The following is a 20,525-nucleotide window of genomic DNA, read 5'->3' as shown; positions in this document are numbered from 1 at the left end:
ATTTCATATGTATTTAACAATTAGTGATAATGCTCATCTTAAAACTGAGTGATTTACGGGGCTCAAATACACTTGATTTTTATGGGTCGATGAATATTCTGAAAAAACTTACGCGCATCCCCGAGGCTGAGTAGAAGAGCGCTAATCGTTTTTCTCTACTGTATTGGCATCCACATCGCGGCTACCGCATTTGTGCCAATGCGGTCATGAATAATCAGTAAAAATGTCGGGAACATTTTACAACAGCTTTAGCTGGCCCGAAGGGCGTAAGGCAGGATGCCTGAAGTAGACGCATGTAGTGCTACGTGTGGATAAAGCGTTGGCTGATAATTGGGGTAACGATGAAGTGTTGAGGCGCTACCACAAGCTGCACAGAGGCACATTGCTGACTCAGAAAAGCATGAACGGCGATACGCTGAGCCAAGGAGAGCTAATCACCTTTGATGAAACCGTTGAAACCTATCGAAAGCGAAAGCGTTTTAAAACGCGCATAAAACATTACAACTAACACATCTAATGCATCTCATGTAGCGTTGACCTTTGCCTAAAAATTGACCTTGTACGTCGTTTCCATCCTCAACGCTCACATTTCCAGTGAAAATCCCCAGTCACTAAACTCAAAATTACTTTAACGCTTGTTCAGGCATATTTTCCGTTCTAAGCAGGAGAGTTTTTATACGATTCTAAAGATGGCTGTCTTCGTTAGTAAGGACCGTTACAAACGAACAGGTCGCTGACGCGCAACGTGCACTTAACCTGAGGCCAAGAAAATGTCTTGGGTACAGACAGCCCTTAGTTGTCTTCAATGAACTACGCCGCGCAGCTTAGTTTAGCGAGTGGTGCACTTCGGAGTTGAGTTCGCGCTTTAGCATTCTAATTATTTTTACTACCTCCGCCAATTTTTGCCGCCATGTCAATTATCTTTTCTAATGGAGTGTTAGGTGCACTGCCAAAATTCAACTCGTCTGGTGACAAATTTTTTGAAATCATTTCAAAATTATTAAAATCATCTTTTGACAAGATTAAAGCATCTGCTTTACCATCGTAATAACCTGCGAGACGGATATTGTACCTATATAAATTAACCAAAACTTGGACAAAGAAAAGAATAATGATTGTTACTCCAAACCTAATAGTCAATATGGAGAGAAATTGTTTGTCTTCGAACGCGTTAAGCTCAGCTGAACTCTGATATTCAGTCAGTAATCTTGATTCTTTTTCGCTATAAAAATTATATAAAGACACTCGCCGCTCAACTACGTCAATTAAATCTGACCTGCTCTGTTGATTTCGACTACTCTTGGTTGGTGGCAATTTAGCACTATCATCAAAATCAGCAAGGTCTTTCTTAGCAGATTGTAGGTTTTCAAAGCTATCTTTAGTATTTTTTATCGCATTCTCAATACTATTCGCTGATTCTTTATCTACATCCGTAATGACACTAGCATATACAATCGTCAGTCCAGCTGTAACAAGTAAGACCATAACCAGCGCTAAAAACATTGCTGCTGTTTGCTTCAATTCATTTGCTCGTCGTCTTAATAAAGAAATAGCAAGCTCTAAACCATCTATTGATTCCTCTTGCTCTTTAAAAAGATTGATTTTCTCTTTATTTTTATAAAGGTGGATCGCTAATAAAAAAAACATGAAAGTCCATAATGTACTATTAGCGCCACTTAACATATATCCGATATCGTCATCAAAATAAAATGCATATATTGCACTCAATATAATTGGAACTACAAGATACAGGCTAAAACCAAGTAATGTTTGTTTCGATTCAAATACTTTTGAATACAAAATTTTAAATATGTATATATTTGCTAATAAATAGAGAAATGATGATATTAAATTACCAAAAGAATTAAGTTCCTCATTTGAATATGATGCAACAGAAAAAAGTATAAAAATAAATAGCATGTATGATAATCTCTTCATAATTATTCCTTTTAAAATATACCCTTCAAAGTTAAATTAAGTACAGTAAATTTTCGTACGATTAAATTTCGAAGCATTTCCCTATTTATTGCAAGATAAATATTTAGAAGATAATTACCTTACACCAACAGTATCATTACGGGAAAATAAGGTTGATCAATGCCCACATTTCAAGCAGAAGTAACTTATTACAATCTCCCTAAAGCATCTATTCCTATAAAGACAATATTAGCCACAATTGACTAATGTATATAAGAATATAAATTGCGACCGCCCCTATATTTCTTAGTAATTTTGTAACGTTAGAATTGGTTGAAATTCACTACCAGCCTTAAAGGTAATTAAATTAAAGAAAGTCAAAATGTCTTTGAAACAAACAAAACATTCAAAACCACAATTACTATCAAGCAGCAGAACCCTAAGCTGTAAAATGCTATTGATACTTTAATAAATTTTTGACTACTTTTATCGGCAGTGTTGTATACAAAATAAAAAGCATTGCTGTCCAACCCTTTGGCGTAAGATAAGTCGTCAAGTGCATTTAGGTAATCTACACTGTTATTCAGATTTTCTAATAAAATAGATGTGTAACTTTTCAAATAGACGTTTAACACATCTTTATACTCTTCCAATATTCTTCCATTACCGTTATCCCAAACAACACTTTTTAAATGTTGGTTAATTTGAAGTCTGGAATTTCCCTCTTCTTTAAATTGAGAATAAGAAACGTATTTTTTAACTATTTCCTTACAACATACTTGGTAAATTATGCTGGCATTCATAAAGAAAAATGCAGCAAAAAACAATGCTTGCCAACTGAATGGTAATGAAAGCAATAGTTCATATTTCTTGTCATATAGCTCTATCGAGATAGAGCCGTCGAAGCTCGACAATATCTTTGCAATGACTGGTACCAACACAAACCAGATACCAGAAGTTTTAACCATCCTATTGTTTGCTAAACCGTTCTGAGAACTCCATTTTAACATTATTCATTCCCTGTTTTCTGTATTGTGCCATCAGCTGACACTCTTCCCCCATCAGAGTCTTCCTCTGGTTTAACCTTTTTTTCAACCAAATCAAAGACTTTGAAAGTCAGATTTTCATCAGGAACAACAATGACATCCAGATCAATATCTTTTGCTAAAAGAATAAATTCCTCATCCTTAAGTAACTTTTTTGCAAGATCTAAAGCCTCGCTGTTGTTTTCAACCTTAAAATTTATTTTCGTGCAACCATACCCACCACCAACAATTTTTAATTTCACGTGGTACTTTTTTTCTATGTATCCAATGACTCGCTCAATTTTAGGAATGTCCTCATACTCCAAATGTGTATTCATCTTAGTGTGAAAGGACAGTCTTTTAGATATATCACCAGTTGCTTTATACTCAAGTCGTTGTTTTGAAGCACTGATTATCTCTTCTATCGTGTATACTTTCTCGCTTCTCATTTGGCGTCCTTGTTCATGATTGAATTTAAATCTCAATTAACTCGTAAGTACAGGTGTAAATTTCGTCGTTCCAGAACCCCTCGACATAATGTAACTCTATATTACGTCGTCTAAATATCAAATTTCAATCTGATGTGCGCAAGCTATCCGGGGGGATTTCGTTAAAATTTATGACAAGTTCGAATCTTCAATGAGTTATTTAACGATCAAGCTTTGTCGTAATTTCATATTTTCTAGTGAGTAAAGCATGTATAACGAGCCCTTCGCAGCACTCGTAGACCAATTATCTGACATCCGTCAACTCTCCAACGTTACCTATCCATTTGTGGATAATTTGCTTATTACTTATTGTGTTGTTGTCGCTGGAGCCGGAGGTTGGAGCGGGATCCACGATTATACAGATGGCCACATTGAATGGTTTCATTTAGTTATAACAATACCCTCAAAATGGTTGATTTTTCACCCCAAACCAAACGTATTTTGTGTCTCATATTTGTCAGATAGATGTATTATGCGTCAACCTCATAAAACCAAATTAATTTAATCGAACCACCCTATTTTATTCACAACATCCATGTCGTTCACTTCTTCGAAGCCAGCTAAAGCTGTTCAAATTTTATTCCCGATAAATTTGTCATTGTGTTTCTCGCTGTGTTCGGCGTTCTTTCTTGTGTGGTACGGCAGCCGCGCTGTTGATATTTTTTTGGCCAGAGTTACAAGTATCACCGAGGTTGGGTAGAAGAGCGTATGTTGTTTTTATCAACGGTGTTTGCCATCTATAGCGCGGCTAACGTATTTGCGCCTATGCCGTCATTAATAATCAGTAAAATGTAGGGAGCATTTTACAACAGCTTTAGCTTGCCCGAAGGGCGCAAGGCAGAATGCCTGAAGTAGAATCATGTGGTGCTTTGTGTGGATAAAACTATGGCTGCTCATTGGGCTAACGATGAAGTGTTGAGACGTTATCACAAGCTGCACAGAGGTACATTGCTGACTCAGAAATTTATGAATGGCGATGCGCTAAGCCAAGGCGAGCTAATCACCTTTGATGAAACCGTTGAAACCTATCGACAACGTTTATACGACATAAGCTGGTTTATGCGTGACTTGAATGAGTACATTGCTCGTGAAGCCAATAAAGAGGATGGCTGCACTGGGCGTTTTTATTCGCCGCCATCCTTGGCGCTCTCCCTGCGGGCCAGCTATAGCTGTTCTAATTTACTCCTGATAAATTAGTGGGAGGGTCGATTTAAATCACAAGCACTACTCGATGAAAGTGCGGTGCTAGCGTGCATGGCCTATGTAGATTTAAACCCCATTCGCGCAAAAATAGCAGAAACACCTGAAACGTCAAAGCACACCAGTATCAAAAAGCGCATTCATGCCGCTAAAAACCAACAGTCACAACCCAGTGTTTTACTGCCCTTTGTCGGAAATCCTCGTGAAAATATCCCTCGAGGTATCGCTTACTCACTCAAAGACTATTGTGAATTGGTAGACACGACAGGCCGATGCATTCGTGATGATAAGGCCGGTCATATTGATAACACTCACAGCCCTATTCTACAAAGATTAGGCTTAGATGCTGCTCAATGGTTAACATTAACGACCGAGTTTGAAAAACACTTCTGCTACGCAGCAGGTGCGGAGCAAATGATGAATGCATTCAAGCGCCACACTCATCATCAACGGCTGCGGGGAATGACCAAAGCGAGAGAGTTGTTAAGGCGCGCATAAATCAATTTCGAACATTACATATCATGCATATCTTGTAGCCTAATCCCTTGCCCGAAAATTGACCTTACGCGCCGTTTCCTTCCTCTTCGCTCACTTTTCCAGTAAAAATCCCCAATCATTAAACTCCAAAGTATTTTAACGCTTGTTGAGGGGTATCCCCCCTTCTAAGCAGAAGAGTTTTTGATACGATTCTAAAGATGGGTGTCTATGTAATTGGGTGTCTATGTAATTGATAGGTGTCTATGTAATTGATATACGAGCAAGCATTTTAGAACGTTACTAAAAGGATATGGCATTCGCGCATCAATGGGCGATGTGGGGGCTTGTTGCTCTTTTAAATTGATGAATAAAAGTGATTTGCAGATCACGCTGACTTGTTTTGTTGCTCATAGTTAAGTCCTGTTTAGTAAACCTCAGGAATAACTAGTTTCAAGCCTAGAGAAATTTATCACTTCAAATTCGATAACAATCCAAATTAAGACCCAGAGTCACGATGTCATTTTGGTGAACAAAATATGCAACTGAAAACCAAGATACAAGAACTGTATATTGTGACAATTATGGGACGCTAATTTAGGGATGCATTCAATGAATGGGGTAAATCATTGAAAAATAAGAGATAGATTGGTCGGTGTGATAGGATTTACTCCGCACATCCTGTGCTTCGCCCTGCGGGCCGTGCTGCGCACGTTCAAAATTGTTCCCGGCCTTCTATTAAGTAAACAGCTAAAAACACGACTGTGATCGCTTCGCGCTCATGTCATAGGTTCAGAGATATTTGATAGAGTAGGAATTCTTGGTATAGGAATTTGAGGGCAGTTGAATTGGTCGGTGTGATAGGATTTGAACCTACGACCCCTGACACCCCATTTTTGGGGTCTGAGAGCCTAAAAATTGGAATATATCCTTTAAAATCATAAACTTAAATATCCGACTTAACTCAAAATCCATCTCAAAAGACCTAAAAACCCCAAAAGTAATTAATTCCGCAAAAACAATAACTTATTAAAAACTTACTACTGTATTTTGGGACGAGCATTCACTGTACTTCATGCATAAAAAAACCGCCTTAAATCGGCGGTTTTCATTATTAGAGTGTGACGGTGGATGGAGGTACTCGTTTGAATTTTTCATGGCCTTCCTTGTAGCGGTTAGTCATCCTTAAATCGGAGTGTGCCGCTCTGTTCATTGTAGATTTTTCGTCTTTGGATTGCTTATCGTGCAGAAAAATAGCTAGCGAGCGAATTCCGTGAAATCCAGGGCGTTGCTTTCGATCTTCAATATCAAGGTAAAAATCCATCAAATCCCGTAGTTTCGAAAACTGTTTACTTAAGTAGTCCGACTTGAGCTGCCACGGGTGCTCGAATTCATTTGAATTATTAATATTGTGGTAGCGCTTTTTTTTATGGATGATGTATGGGCAACTTGGCTCAACACCTTTTATAAATGTCTCTCCCAAGTCTCCTACTGACGACTGAATAGTTCCCATCATTTCATTTGTAATTGGAATTTCTACGTTCGATGCTGCACTATGTTGGTTTTTCTCTCTCGAAATCCAGATCATGCCGTGAACGAGCAAATCTGGTGATGTAGTTTCATCCGCGTCAAAGTATGTATCAGTATCAGCACAATAGACCTTAGGCTCTGAGAAATAGTGGCAATCGGAATATTTGAGATTAACTATTTCATTTACTGCATGACAAGTCTGTAATGACAACTTGATTGCCGTTTTCATAAAAGGCTCTGCTTTATTCAGCATCATCATCAAAGCATACCTAGAAATCCTAACTGGAGCTTTGACTTTCGCTTTTTTCAACTTCTTTTTGATTTTTTTATCATTGGCACAATTCCGCGACATGTAACTCATATCAGTAAACTCAGAAAATACCGCTTGTAGGAATCGAATCTTTCTGTTGCGCACATTGAAAGATGCATCACTATGATATGTTTGCAGATACTCATTGACCTCTTCCAAGGTAACTTCCTTTGTTAAGTAATTACCAAAAAACTCAATAAATCGTTTGCAGTCATTCTCGAATGTTTCCAATGTACTTTTCGCTTTACCTTCATTTTCCTCATCAAGATTGCGTTTAATCTCAGACCATACGTTAACTATTCGAACGTTATACTTATCCACTCGTGACTTTATACGCTCACCACTGCTTCTATTTTTTTCGTTGAACTCGATAACAGATTCCTTAATTGCACTGAGCGGACAATTTTCCGGAAAATAAGTATCTTTACCAGCTGAGTTCCGATAGTAAAAACGTAGCTTTCCTCGCACCATACGAGAGTAAAGGCCTAGCGGAAGTTCGGCGTTGTTAATTTTGCGTTTACGTCCCATTTGTTTTTTAACCATTAGTTAGCCCCCATCAACAAACTAAGACAAGCGTCCTTTGGGGATTCATAAGTCATCGATTCGTTAAACTCATCAACGTACACAAGCCAGATCCCCCCTCGTTTAGCGCCTTTCAATTCACCATTTTTGATCCAATTGATGATTGTTTGCGACGACACAGGATCATCTGACAGGTATTCGTTGATATATTTAGCGACACGGATTTTTTTCATAAAACAAGTTACCTTGGTTGTTAAACTAAAGGCATGATATAAAAAAAATTAAATTTTCCGATAATTGGGATTATGCATACTTTTAAAAATATCGTGATTTTTTATAGCGAAATTTATTCACCCGAAATTGAAGTGTTTTATGTGAAATCTTCACTAAAGAAATCGTAACCGAACAATATTGAGAGGCCTTAATCTCCAAGGTTGCAAGCAGACTCGGGCGACTGCAGGCATCTTTAGCAACGGATGAATCAAATAGATGTTCAGAGGCAATGTGACAACAAGTAACAAAATCATCAACACCACTATTGTTGACAATGGTAAAATCTAAGTTTTGTATGTACCGTTGCACATCATCTGCTTTTTCTGCAGTTGTAGGCACCTTTACATCAGCATCACAATGGCCGAATAGCACTCTGCTTAATATAGTCATAATATCCCCTTAAAATTCTATTTACCCACTTGAAATATAAGGAAATTCATGGCATTTTCAATTTCATTGACTGCATAGTCAGCAACAATGAAATTGCAACTCTGTTCATACTCTCATGAAGCTAATATGTACTACATTCTCTGAAATTCCCCTTTTTCCATCACAAAGCTATGCTGAGAATTCAAAACTCCGTTCACTAAAACAGAAACGCCGAACAACTTATTTAGAAGGCACTGTAATCCCCCCCTCCAAGGATTGAATGCATACAGAGAAAGAGATATTCAATACGATGAGTAAATTTAGTATCAACTGAGTAATTAAGAAATTTGCTACTGCACCACAATATTGTAAACCCGAGTTTTAGCGAGGTATGCGATAGTAGTTTAAACGGTATTATGAAAGCCAACTGAGGCTTCATTTCAGATAAGTACTAATGATTAATATTTCGCGAATTGTAACGGTCTACTCATTACCTTCATCATTCAATACTACTTGATATGACTAATTATCCCCCAAACTTGCTACTGACATGTGCATTAATTAAACAATTCATCGAATGTCTAGTAAGAGCTCTGTCCCGAATACTTCTTAGTGCACCAGAGCTTCTCTATCTCAACTCTACAATAATGATATGTCAAAACTGCTCTTTCTCCCCTTCTCTGTCCCTAATTAAGTTTGAGGTCATTAAATTTAAAAAGGAGAAACATGAACTCAAATCGACAATGTATAAAGATGATCTTATTAGGGATCACGCGCTGTTGCATAATTATTGGTGATATTTTGTTCGCCGTTTTCGTAATCCAACTAATCACCGATTTCGAGGTTCATCCTTCTTACCCATTCTTAGGTATGCAAGGCTGGTTAGTTATCATTGCAACTTATTTACTAGGACTATTGTGTGATATCGCCAAAAGGCGAATTTTTGACTAAAAATCGAATATGACTAGAGCACCTTAGGGTGCTCTTCTTTTTTGTACATAAGAACACAAAATATCAACCGGTCATTTTGTAGTGGTCAACTAATTCCTATTTCATTCTGGTCTTTAAATGCTAAGTTGTTCTCGTTGATTGAGTTGATCTATCCACTCATTGAATTGTGTAAGCGTAGTTTCATGACGTCGCTTCAATCGCAGTTCATCGCACATAACATCTACCGGAGTCGTTGAATTTTTGTTCATGGCAAATTGCGCTAAGCCAAGTGCTTCTTCAAAAGCTAACTCACTCCATTTTCTCTCGTAACCGAATGCATCAAGACCGCGCCATTCGATTAGATCCAATTTATCACTTGGTGAAATCCAAAGTGTTGGTGAATACCCTTTGTTCTCATTTATACCAGCAAACTTTTCAACGATTTGACGAATATAATCTATTTGTTTTTTGCTCGTTCTTGATAGGCCATGCAAGTTAGCCAATTCGAAAGACAAAGAGTACAAAGTGATACCTGGACGTTCAGACAGAATCTCTTTTACTAATTGTGTCAGTTTTTCAATATATTGAGGCCTAAAGTAGTCTGCTGAATCTAATATTTGCGAAACTCCTTCGCCTAGCTCTTCTTCATTAAAATCGGAGTGGATAATTGGAGCCTTAGCTAAAATAGATGCTTCTGCTTCTGCTTCTGCTTCTGCTTCTGCTTCTGCTTCTGCTTCTGCTTCTGCTTCTGCTTCTGCTTCTGGCAGTGTTGTCAATTCTCTTTCCGCTTCAAGTATTTCTTTAAGTTTTGCATCAACTTTCTGAATGGCAGATTCAGAATCCACAAAAAAATCTGTCGACCACAGCCTGACAATATTCCATCCCAAACTTTCGAGAATTATTTGTCTCACTCTATCTCTATCTCGGGCTGCGGGAGAGCCATGATATGTTGCCCCATCACACTCAACCCCTGCAATATATTTTCCAGGCTTATCAGGATGTAGTATTCCTAAGTCTACTCTGAACTTACTTACACCAACTTGAGTCTGAATTTTCCATCCTTTGTCCCGTAACGCTTTCGCTACTGCCTCTTCAAAGTCACTGTCGAACTGATCAATTCCATGGTCAGCTAATGCGATCTCAGCTAAAGCAATTGGGCCCTTGTCTGCAAATTCCAAAAAGTGCTTAAGGTGCTCAACCGCTACAGAGTTTGTACGACTAAGATCGATCATTGACGCATCGAAACTACTAAATACAACTACCTCAGTTGTAGCACGTGTGATAGCAACGTTTAAACGCCGTTCTCCACCACTCTTATTAAGAGGTCCAAAATTCATACTCATTGTTTTAGCACCTGGTTCTGTCGGCCCATAAGCTAAACTAAGCATAATTATGTCTCTCTCATCTCCTTGCACTGATTCCAAGTTTTTAACAAAAACCGGCTCCTTATCCACCCCCTCTTGGAAATATTGTTCAATGGAGGGGTTTTGTCTTCTAGCATCATCAAGAAGATCTTCAATAGTCCTTTGTTGGTCGGAATTTAGAGTGACTACGCCAATTGATTTTTCACACTCATTTTTATCAAGAAGCCGTCTAACAATCTCAGCCACAACTGCTTTTGCCTCTACAGCATTATTCCGGCCTTTACCTTTTGCGTAAATGCCATCTACACGGTGTAGGGATACCGCAGACTCTTTTGTTTCTGAGGAGGGGTATGTAACAAGCGAATTCTCATAGTACTTGCTGTTAGAAAATGCTATGAGAGTTTCATGTTTACTACGGTAGTGACCCATTAATCGCTTAAGCGGTAATCTGGCGGCAAGGGCTTGATCTAAAATAGACTCTAAATCTTCTTCATCAGGATCATCTGAACTACCTCCAGCTGAGAAAAAGTTAGTTGGAGGCATTTGTTTTGGATCGCCGACAATTATTACGTTATTTCCTCTCGCTATTGCCCCCACTGAGTCCCAAGTTGTCATTTGCGAAGCTTCATCAAAAACAACCAAATCAAACCCTTTAAAGTCAGATGGTAAAAACTGCGCAACAGATAGTGGTGACATCATTAAACATGGACAAAGGTCTAATAATGAGTCACCTAATTGATTAATAAGAGATCTTATTGGAATGTGTCTTGTCTTTTTCTGCAACTCTTTTGCGAGAACACCAAATTGTTTAGGGTTGTCACTAGCTCCTTGAACAGGTTTTGATTCAGAAACTAATGCAACAATATATTCACTAGTAATTTTCGCAACGCGTTCGTCTAGCTCTTTGAAAACTTCAATCGTCTGCTCATGTGTCGAAGCTTTGAATTCACGAAGCTCATCATTTGCATCAATAAGTATTGGCGCAAGCCAATAACAGAATGCAACCCTAAACTGCTCGTCCAACTCTTCCGGATGAACAGTACCCGATTCAAGCGCGTGACTGAGTGTATCGAGATAGAGGGACTTCGATTTTTGTTTTGCATTTTGCCACTCACACCAACTCTTCAATTTTGCTGAATATGAAGTTATTTCATTAAGATTATCAGCAACAACAGATAATTCGATATCCTCAGAGATTAGTATTCCCAAACTATGAAGTTCTTTATTCGAATCATTAAATTTTTTCAATGCATCATCATAATGAGTTGCGGCAGACCTGACTTTTGATTCCTCTAAAAATTCACGACCATCTATTAACCATTTTTTAATTGGGATTAGAATCTCTGTCGGATCATCAGATAAACTGACTAATTCTGAAACACATCCACGGACTTCATCTCCAACATTAGCGAATCTAACTAATCTTTCAGGAGTTGAAGTCCAATCAGTCCAGATAGAATATTGCTCAATTTTATTCAGTTTAATTTCTATGCTCGTCTTCAATTTTTGACAATTGGCTATCCTTTCAATAACTTTCATATCTTCGATTTTTGACAAACCGAGCGCTTTTGCTTCAATGTTAATTCGGCGCTTTCTGAAAAATGCCTTAAACCAGCTTGCATTGGCTTCCTGAGCAAGTTTATCCCACTGTTTAACTGGTATTTTAGAAACGTTATTACTTGTTATACCGTGTGATAACTCTTCTAACTCTTTATCAAATTCTTCTTTTAAGATTGCAAGTTCTCTAATAACTTCTAGACGCTCCTTCGCACCTTTATCTACAGCAAAAGCTATATCTTGTTTGCAGGATAGGTTGATAAGCTGATTGATACGTCCAATAGCCGCTAGATTATTCGTAGTTCTTTCTTTTGTATCTAAAGAAAAATAGGAAGTAATTAAAGCAAAAGTATCTTCTACATTACTGAAGCTTTCTTGCCAGTCAACTATTGCGGTGAGTAGTTTACTCTGCCAAGTATTTGACCAATTCTCAGCAGTGACAATCTCAAATACATCTAACTTTAAACTGCTTACATCAGAAAATGATAAAGCTAACTGTCGAACTAATTCTTTGATTTTATCTAGCTCTACCTCTGACGAGATTGGAGAGGTAGCAATATCAGGTTGCCAATCGAGACTTACTTTTGATAATTCGCCTTTTGACGCGATTGTTGAAATTGCATCTCTTGCGGAAAGACCGAAAATGGACCTTTCATGCAAAGCACGTACATAATTATTTAGCTGAGCTTTCTTTTCTTTCAGCTCAGTAACATTCGTTAACCATGTTTTAGGGTCTAGACCCTCACGCTTTTGCCATGCTTTGTTTAGTTGATCTAGTACTGCTCTCTTATTTGTTTTATTACTATGAAGCTCTAAGCATAAATGGTCTAAATCTACTTTTTTCAGGCGTCGGTAAACGACGTTTAGCGCTGCCATTTTCTCTGCAACAAAAAGTACCTTTCTACCAAGGCCGATGTTGTGTGCAATGATATTGGCAATTGTTTCGGACTTACCTGTCCCAGGAGGGCCTTCTAAAACAAAATCTTGAGCACGAGCAGATGCATCTACTGCAACTAGTTGTGAGCTATCGCAATTTAACGGTGTGTAAATTGTCGCAGGATCAAGTTTTTCGTCTATGTCCTCCCGCTCTATAAACGTACTTTTCTGTGGATAAGGTTCTCGTGGGTTATCTACCAAATGTTTCACGAAAGAGTTTTTCTTTAAGTCTTCCAATCTGTCTCTGAGGTCTTTCCACATTAGATACTTGGCAAAGGAAAATGACCCTAGGACCAATTCCTCGACCAATTCAAAGCCCACCTGCTCTTTAACTGCTTCTCTCAGACGCTGCCATATATATGGAACATCGACCCCGCTGTCATCTTCAGGAAGTTCTTCCTTAAACTCGCTTAAATTAATATCATGTTCCGATTGCAAAAACTCAATAAGTGTAAGATTGAATATTGGCTCCTCATCTTGGAATTGCTCTACATAAACAGGAGCTCTTGCACTACGCCTGGTAAGTTTCACAGGGATGAGAAGTATAGGCGCTTTGTAGCTACGAGAATCCTCAGGGTTTTCTTTCCACCTTAAAAAACCTAACGCGAGGAATAGTGTATTTGAGCCCCCCTCTTCAAGATCATTCTTTGCTTTCCTGAAAAGCTCAACCGAGTTTTTTTCTAGTTTTTTAGCTGGTTGGTTAGCGATAAGCACTTTGTTTTGGATTTGATGTAATGCATATTCTCGATGAACATCAGATCCCGTCTGCAATCTAAACATTTCACTGTCTCGAGTGGCGTCAAAGTAGGGGCTTTCCTGCGCAGATTGAAACTTAAACTTAGTACCATCAGCTAACATATCTTCCATTTCAGCGATATTTGGGCAATAAAGTTTAATTGCGACAGCCCTATCACTGAAATTGAGCAAGCTATTCTTCTTGGATAGATCAAGTAGTTTTCGGGACCATGTTTCTATTCTAGTTTCAGGGTTATCTTCTAAAATCTGCTCCTCTCTTCGTACGGGAGGTAATGGTGGAACTACTGGTAACTCGAGTGAAATACCTTCTTCAGTCGGTGTCTTTTCTTCCTTTTTTTCTTCAACCGTAGATAGAGGCTTTATCGATTGTGCTCTCGCCTGCGCAACATCAATAACCATAACGAACTCAGATTCGCGATCTTCCGCTAGCAGTTCTCTTGCATGATCTTTTGATTGCTCGAAAGTAACAGGAGAATCGTTCGTTACTAACGTCGTTTCAAACAGTACCAGATCTCTATTATCAACACGTTTACGAATATCTTGTGGATCGTCGTTAGTCAGGATTGGCAGCTTTTCATCTATAAGCCACGCTCCGGCAAAAGCATGACCTTTAGTGACGGCTACAACTGGATTTAAACCCATAGCCTCAATGCAGCCTGCAAAAAGCAGCGACGAATCCAAACATGCCACCATTCTGGACTGACTGATATCTGCTGCAAGCCTTATTCGCTGCCCCTGATTCGCAAATCCTTGGGGAGGACTCACATACGCTAGCTTCTCTTGAAAAATAACATTCCACAATGCTGCAAGCATCAAGTATGGTTTATCTCGAGTATTCGATTGATAGCCATCTACTGAACGGCCATACCCGCCCTTCTCTAAAGCAAGTGCCACCTTTCTGACAATAGATTCTACATAGATACCATTTGGTTTAACAAATGCTGCTAGCAAGGCGGGTTGTCTTTGTTCACCGCCCCAATAATTAGCGGGTAATACGTTAATTTTTGATTGGTGCTCTACAAGTATTTGATTCTCATCATCAAGCAATGAAAAATTTAGTAGATGGCTTACTTCTTCGGTAATACCGAACAACTTATCGAACGGAAATATTAATTCTTTTATTTTTAGATTAATTGACTGACCAGGCTCGAGCCTGTCTAAATGCCAAGTTTCTGAACTTAGCCAATCACTTATTCCAGCTAACTTTAGCTGAAGTGAGCTGAAACAAGGGAGTTCTTGCTCTTCACTTTTTGGGTAACTAATTCGGATGGATTTCAGCACCGCATAAGAATTTTGCTGCGCAGCAAGCGAAAAGGTCGGAATAATGTCCAACTTTAATTCGATGCTACTAATGATTTTGTTTACGATAATTGAATCATTCATTTCCGGTTCCTTCCGAGCTACAGCAAAGTGCTAAGATTGTTAGTTTTACGCTTTTCTAATACTTAAGTCCAATACGAATTTAATTTCTGTAGATTGAACAATTCAATAGAATTGAACGACTTAGTCTTCAAGGAAGCTTAACAACAAGCTCGGTACGAGTTTGTAAAACAGCTTGAGCAACGCTCAACAATAACGGCGTAGTGATTGATTGTGTGAAACACTATTAATCGCGAAGCAGGAGTCAGCATCGCAGATTAACCCATATTTTCGTTTGCTTTAGCAAACTTGTGAGTATGTGGCGCAGCCACTACTTGCAACCCGAGCACCAGAGGTGAGAGTACTGCGAGCGGTGCCTTGGCCGCGATGCTTCCCCCGAGCAGTAAAGAGGGGAAATATGGGTTAATCAGCGGTAGCTGACTCCTAGGAAACGTTCTGTCGAAGTCACGAAGTGGCGAGTGCCTGAGCAGCGACGAGTCGCGTTAGCTCTGGCTTGCAGAACATTTCCTGCAACGAAGTTGGTCTGTATTTTGTCACAAAATACAGATTCACTTAGCAGGGCGCTAAGTGTGGCGAAGCCATAGCAGTATGCATAGCAAACTGCTATGCCCTCAAAAATTCTGCTCTTCTTGCGCCTATCTACTTTTGAATTCTAACCAAGGAGAAAGTATGAATTATATAAATAGAGCTATATCCACATCGCTTGTGCACCTGAACATAACAAATGTAAACGATCCAGGAACATTGGGACTATTAAGAGAAAATGCCGTAATCGCAATAACTGGTGCATTTGGTGTTACCAGTAAAACAGTTATTCAAAGACAATTAAGCCTCAGTCGCGAAGGCGTGAATAAACTAATTAATCGCATGAAGAAAAAACAACTTATCAACGTACATCCCACGTTCTCAAACACGGATAAGAACTTCATTATGCTGACAGCCCATGGAATAAGGGAAGCTGAGTTTTTATTAAACCGAGAGTTACACCTTCGTTCGGACGTTAGCCGCGTTAATGAGCGAAACCTCATACACGATCTTTCTGTCCAAATAGTTGTCCTTGGCCTCCTTAAAGCAAAAAAAATTAGTGGTTTCGCTACCGAGCGTGACTTAGCGATACAACTGGAAGACAGAGCTAATGATCCTAGGTTGGTTGACGCTCTAGTTGTTGATTCAGCCTCTGGCGAATGGATTGGCATAGAGATGGAAACATCTAATGCTAAGAATAAAGCTAACGGAGAATTAAGAAGAAAAATCCTGTCAAAATACTTAGAGGAATTCGAAAATAAAAATGGGCTATACAGGCATATTTATATGTATAGTCATCGCCAGAGGTTTCTAACACAGATCGAGAAAACACACGCAAAAATCTTCGCTCGCGATTCTCAGCAATTTTCAGAAGCACAACAACACCTACTATCTAACAGCATAAAGTTCAAAGCATCGGAATGTCATACGATTTACGAGCTCATGTTTAATAGTAATAGGCAACTTAGCAAGAGCAATATAGAGCTTATAAAAAAGAGTGACTATTTACGTCAACTCACAGAACTTGAGGCACTGGCAAAAGATACTGGTGACAGAATAATTGAGATCAGACTTGATGGCTTCAAAGAAGCTGGGAAAGTGTGCGGCCTACTTGATTAAGTTTTAATTATGTCCTCGAGGGAGCCTAATGGCTCCCTTCTCTTATGCCCTGTAGCTTCGTTAACTGACACAAATCTCATTGATCTATATCAATTACCTACCACATACACCTCCGTATGCAGCGAACCAGGCAAAAGCACAGGTGAGGTTTACCGTACTTTCAATATTATCCACTGTTTCAACCATAGGAATAGACAGCATAGAGAAAGAAAATCTGTGGCTCTGCTTATCATTACATAGGCTGACGTGCCGCAAAATACCAGTTTTCATGCAAAACACGCTCAACTTCAACATGAAAATAGTTTCACAAGCAGCTCTACGTTGTCGTATTAAAAGGATTCATCGACGACCAAGATTAAGAAGAGATATTAATGATTTCGGCACTTGTTGAATGATAAACGTTAAATTTTTCCCTGCCGAATTACTACTTACCTGTGAGGTCTAATCGCAGGAGAAGAAAAATGAAAATCAGTGATACCGAATCTGATGAGACGTTTACGTTATTTGAGTCCGATGACATGGTAGAGCGAATTATAGTTAATCGTAATAGTACTCTGAATACTGAGTATATATTGCTGTCACCGAGTCTAGTTCATACGTGCGAAAGCTCTAATCCACTCGGGTCAAACATAGTTTTTCCCGAGCAATACCAAGAGATTAAGATGTTCAGGAGTAAGGTTGAGCTTTACCATAACGATAAAGGGTCGTTGGAACTATTCATCAAATTTTTTGGTGTATCAATTGCAGAATTTTTCGCTAAATATGACGTAGATATTCGGTAAAAAAAAACCTAAGCCAGCGATAAGCTGGCTTTCTTTCGTATTGACAAAACTCAAGTGCTTTACCCCTCCCTCAACTTCGGAGTAGACAAATCTTAAAGTACCCATAACGGGTCCGTAATCCCCCCATAAAGTCAGAGAAGTTTTAAGTAGAAATATCCGTAAAATTATCAACCAATAATTCATACCAGTCTAAAGAATTAGAGATTATTTGAAGTGCTACTTCTCGCTCAAACTTTACGATCGGTCGATGGCTTGTTCGTGCCATTAGCGGTCGTTTGGTTTTAAAAATTTCAACCGCTGCTGTGTACGTAGAGCGGACGAAATAAAATCAAGCCCCGCTCTGGAGGCTATGGGTAGTTCACATAATTATGGTAGAATTGCTCTAAAAGATGCTTAGTTGCCGTAGCGTAGCAATAAGTATTAGACAAAGCACAAAGAAAACACATATTTTCTAGTTGTTTTGCTCTTTAGGACAAAATATTTCTTCAATGCTTTTTCCAAAAGTCTCTGCAAGAGCAAAAGCAAGAGTTAAAGAAGGATCATGTTTTCCTGTTTCTATGGCATTCACGGCTTGACGTGACACTCCTAACTTTTCAGCAAGAGCTGCTTGAGACCATCTATTTTCTGCACGAAGTACCCGCAACCTATTCTTCATGGATATCGCTCGCTAGTTTAATAGACTGCGCTACACCAAAGATAACTGCGATTGCTGGCAACATAAATGCTGGACTAATAGTCGGCACTTCAACCATTTCTGAGAGCAAACCATAAGCCATTGCCGCACAACCAACAACCCCTACAGCCCAAAGCAAACTTTCACCCATTACCCTCTGGATGTATTCATCCAATGACCGATAATGATTTACTACAAGCTGTAATAAAAATATCACCGGAATCACAGGTGACATTGCAAGGAATCCCGTGCTGTATATAGACAAATCATTGGTCTCATTCAATACCACTGATAACGCTAAAACCGCTAAAAACATTGCAATATGCAACATAAATTTGACCAAAAACTTCTGTTCCTTTTTACCTAATTCATTACTCATATTTAGCTCTCCTGAAGTTACCTTATTCTCTCAACATATTGTAATTTTGTCACAATATATTGACATAGTGTAAGGCTAGCATTACATGTGACACACTAAGTAGTCAAGCAAACCTGACAATAAGATAGGTATGTATTACATTTTGTGAAATATTAAAAGATATTTTTAAGAGAACTTAATGACTATAAGTCAGCGTCAGCAGGACGATGAACGCGCTATATGAGCAATTAGGAAACGGCGATCTGTACTTGTGCACAGACCTGGAGCAGCGGTGAGCAAGTTTAAACGTCAGCTATTTGTCTATTGATGCCCATCAGTGCTCGCTGTTAGGCAGCTTCGTATGTGAAGCGGCGGTCGCTGGCGATAAGATAACTCAAGTTCTGCAATGAGCGAAAAGCGGTCATTGGCGAAACTGTGATAGTAGTCCGCTCTAGACAAAGAGCGGACATTCAACGGCCCGCATAACGGGCAAAAACACGTAGGCTACAATACCAAGCGAAGCGCAGGGAGCCTAAGTGTTTTTGTCCCTAGCGAGCGCAGCGAGTGTTAGTGCGTTTGTTAGTTTTCGTCGTCACTACTGCTACTAAGCTTGCTAATTTTCTGTACTCCCTCTAGCAAACTAGCGGGAATTGTTTGGTGTTCTTTAAAGCTGCTAAGGATTGAACTTGCCGTTTGATCCGAGAGTATATTGTTGTAACTTTCCATTACATCGCTTGAAAGAATCCTCTGAGCGTCAAAATTGGCAAGTGTTGCTGCAATATTGTTTGAACTGTCTATTGCACCCAATTCAATTGCGTTAAATTGACTCAAATAACTCGCTGATTTGTTTCTTACGCGTAATTCTCTTATTTCATCCTTCAACTCTTCGAGGTGATTTGAGTTACTTTTATTTTGTTCCTTTTCCTCGTTAAGTTCGTCTGCGAGATCTTCAATTTTCGATAAGTGTTCTTCCATTTTTTTTTGCGCATCGATGCGGTTTGTATCATGAAGCGCAATTTCGGCTGATAACTGCTTTACAAAAGTACCCATTTCGTCAGCACTGCCTGCCATTCTATTAAAGATCGTTAAAAAATATGCAACTAGCTCATTATCTGAAAAATTAGGATATCGAATTTTATGGTCTATCTCGCTCCAACCTTCTTCAAATATTGTCCGAACCTGTATCTCTGAAAATATCTTTCTAATAGTAGGTTGAGTGGCGATTACATAATGTATAGAGCGATAACCAGCTGGATGTGCCTCTGCTCGACAATCATTTTTCGAATAACTAGTAACTACCGGCCCTTCATCTCCCTCTCGAATATAAGCAATCACTTCCTCGACAGGTTCCCAAATTCTTGTGATGTAATGATGGATATTTAACCAGTCGTGCTTGAAAAGGTGTAATACCCTAACACCTACAAGATCAGTAATTAGATCTGTATAGTTCGATATTGAGATGCTCTTATATTTTTCTGCGCCACTAGCGCGTTTCCTTACTATTTTTTCTAAAACATGGCTTGGCTCTTTCACTCTCCATCTTACGGAGTGTACTTCTTCACTTTTCTGAAGAATTTTCGCTATCAACTCGGCCGCTTCGTTCAGATTACCCATCTGGTCTTCGTAATCTTTTTTTATCTCAACAAGAAGGTCTAAATCTAAATCAGCCGCTAACCAGTCATCTTTTTTAATATTGTTTTCAACTAAAAATTTTTCTAACTCCAAAACAACCTCCGTTTGTTCAAAGAAAACTAACAATTTAATATAGCGCGTTTTTCTGCCGACGCATCCTCACTTTGATACTTCCGCTATTAATACCAAACTAACTATCATATTGCTACATAAAGGAAAACTGGCGATCTGGATAAAATGATAAGAACAAAAACGAGCGATTGGGTCGTTTTCCTGAATATATGGGAAAGCCCTTTAACTTGTATATCCAAACAGGGGTTACGCCTAAATAATCAAAAATATTTTAGTCAGCTATTTTACTGAATGCAGAAGGGTAGAATCAGTCGAGGGACTCCTGATCGCTCA

12 protein-coding genes and 3 pseudogenes are annotated in these 20,525 nt (G+C 38.9%); 5 read left to right on the top strand and 10 right to left on the bottom strand.

What is annotated here, in order from left to right; translation table 11 throughout:
* Window positions 1-289: 289 nt before the first annotated feature.
* A pseudogene (locus AC0VYA_RS09640) lies at window positions 290-472 on the top strand (transposase); the annotation flags it as partial.
* Between the two features lie 233 nt (window positions 473-705).
* Window positions 706-828 (top strand): annotated as a pseudogene (locus tag AC0VYA_RS09635) (IS30 family transposase); the annotation flags it as partial.
* Between the two features lie 45 nt (window positions 829-873).
* On the opposite strand, the gene AC0VYA_RS09630 reads toward AC0VYA_RS09635, so the two are convergent.
* The 3 genes from AC0VYA_RS09630 to AC0VYA_RS09620 all read right to left on the bottom strand — a co-directional run bounded on the left by AC0VYA_RS09630 (window position 874) and on the right by AC0VYA_RS09620 (window position 3,391).
* Window positions 874-1,938, bottom strand: coding sequence for a hypothetical protein (locus AC0VYA_RS09630; protein WP_475490859.1), 1,065 nt, complete (start codon window positions 1,936-1,938; stop codon window positions 874-876).
* 356 nt (window positions 1,939-2,294) lie between these two features.
* Window positions 2,295-2,927 carry a hypothetical protein gene (locus tag AC0VYA_RS09625; RefSeq protein ID WP_475490858.1) on the bottom strand — a complete coding sequence of 211 codons (633 nt, stop codon included), beginning with the start codon at window positions 2,925-2,927 and terminating at the stop codon, window positions 2,295-2,297.
* Window positions 2,927-3,391 carry a hypothetical protein gene (locus tag AC0VYA_RS09620; RefSeq protein ID WP_475490857.1) on the bottom strand — a complete coding sequence of 155 codons (465 nt, stop codon included), beginning with the start codon at window positions 3,389-3,391 and terminating at the stop codon, window positions 2,927-2,929. Before AC0VYA_RS09620 ends, AC0VYA_RS09625 begins: the two co-directional genes overlap by 1 nt.
* 247 nt (window positions 3,392-3,638) lie before the next feature.
* Here AC0VYA_RS09620 and AC0VYA_RS09615 point away from each other — a divergent pair, with 247 nt between their 5' ends.
* Together AC0VYA_RS09615 and AC0VYA_RS09610 are read left to right on the top strand one after the other, a co-directional pair.
* Window positions 3,639-3,935, top strand: coding sequence for a transposase family protein (locus AC0VYA_RS09615; RefSeq protein ID WP_475490856.1), 297 nt, complete (start codon window positions 3,639-3,641; stop codon window positions 3,933-3,935).
* An 85-nt stretch (window positions 3,936-4,020) separates the two neighbouring features.
* Window positions 4,021-5,128, top strand: a pseudogene (locus AC0VYA_RS09610) (transposase).
* Between the two features lie 1,090 nt (window positions 5,129-6,218).
* Here the strand turns inward: AC0VYA_RS09610 and AC0VYA_RS09605 are convergent.
* The 4 genes from AC0VYA_RS09605 to AC0VYA_RS09590 all read right to left on the bottom strand — a co-directional run bounded on the left by AC0VYA_RS09605 (window position 6,219) and on the right by AC0VYA_RS09590 (window position 15,034).
* On the bottom strand, window positions 6,219-7,487 hold the full coding sequence (locus AC0VYA_RS09605; protein ID WP_475490855.1) for a site-specific integrase: 1,269 nt from the start codon (window positions 7,485-7,487) through the stop codon (window positions 6,219-6,221).
* Entirely contained in the window at window positions 7,487-7,699 is a 213-nt protein-coding gene (locus AC0VYA_RS09600; RefSeq protein ID WP_475490854.1) for a helix-turn-helix domain-containing protein, read from the bottom strand. The genes AC0VYA_RS09605 and AC0VYA_RS09600 overlap by 1 nt, the downstream gene beginning before the upstream one ends.
* An 82-nt stretch (window positions 7,700-7,781) precedes the next feature.
* Complete coding sequence (locus AC0VYA_RS09595; protein ID WP_475490853.1) at window positions 7,782-8,129, bottom strand: hypothetical protein; 348 nt, start codon at window positions 8,127-8,129, stop codon at window positions 7,782-7,784.
* 1,043 nt (window positions 8,130-9,172) lie between these two features.
* Window positions 9,173-15,034, bottom strand: a complete 5,862-nt coding sequence (locus AC0VYA_RS09590) for a DUF4011 domain-containing protein (protein ID WP_475490852.1) — start codon at window positions 15,032-15,034, stop codon at window positions 9,173-9,175.
* A gap of 666 nt (window positions 15,035-15,700) precedes the next feature.
* Between AC0VYA_RS09590 and AC0VYA_RS09585 the strand changes: the two genes are divergently transcribed.
* Window positions 15,701-16,675 carry a hypothetical protein gene (locus AC0VYA_RS09585; RefSeq protein WP_475490851.1) on the top strand — a complete coding sequence of 325 codons (975 nt, stop codon included), beginning with the start codon at window positions 15,701-15,703 and terminating at the stop codon, window positions 16,673-16,675.
* Between the two features lie 1,233 nt (window positions 16,676-17,908).
* On the opposite strand, the gene AC0VYA_RS09580 is transcribed toward AC0VYA_RS09585, so the two are convergent.
* From AC0VYA_RS09580 to AC0VYA_RS09570, 3 genes are all read right to left on the bottom strand, one after another.
* Window positions 17,909-18,112 carry a helix-turn-helix transcriptional regulator gene (locus AC0VYA_RS09580; RefSeq protein ID WP_039986700.1) on the bottom strand — a complete coding sequence of 68 codons (204 nt, stop codon included), beginning with the start codon at window positions 18,110-18,112 and terminating at the stop codon, window positions 17,909-17,911.
* Window positions 18,102-18,509, bottom strand: coding sequence for a hypothetical protein (locus AC0VYA_RS09575; RefSeq protein WP_475490850.1), 408 nt, complete (start codon window positions 18,507-18,509; stop codon window positions 18,102-18,104). The genes AC0VYA_RS09580 and AC0VYA_RS09575 overlap by 11 nt, the downstream gene beginning before the upstream one ends.
* A gap of 558 nt (window positions 18,510-19,067) precedes the next feature.
* Window positions 19,068-20,213, bottom strand: coding sequence for a RelA/SpoT domain-containing protein (locus tag AC0VYA_RS09570; protein WP_475490849.1), 1,146 nt, complete (start codon window positions 20,211-20,213; stop codon window positions 19,068-19,070).
* Between the last annotated feature and the right edge of the window lie 312 nt (window positions 20,214-20,525).

The sequence above is a fragment of the Paraglaciecola sp. QJM3NY_14 genome (assembly GCF_056173245.1).
This window is presented reverse-complemented; position numbering and strand designations above follow the sequence as displayed.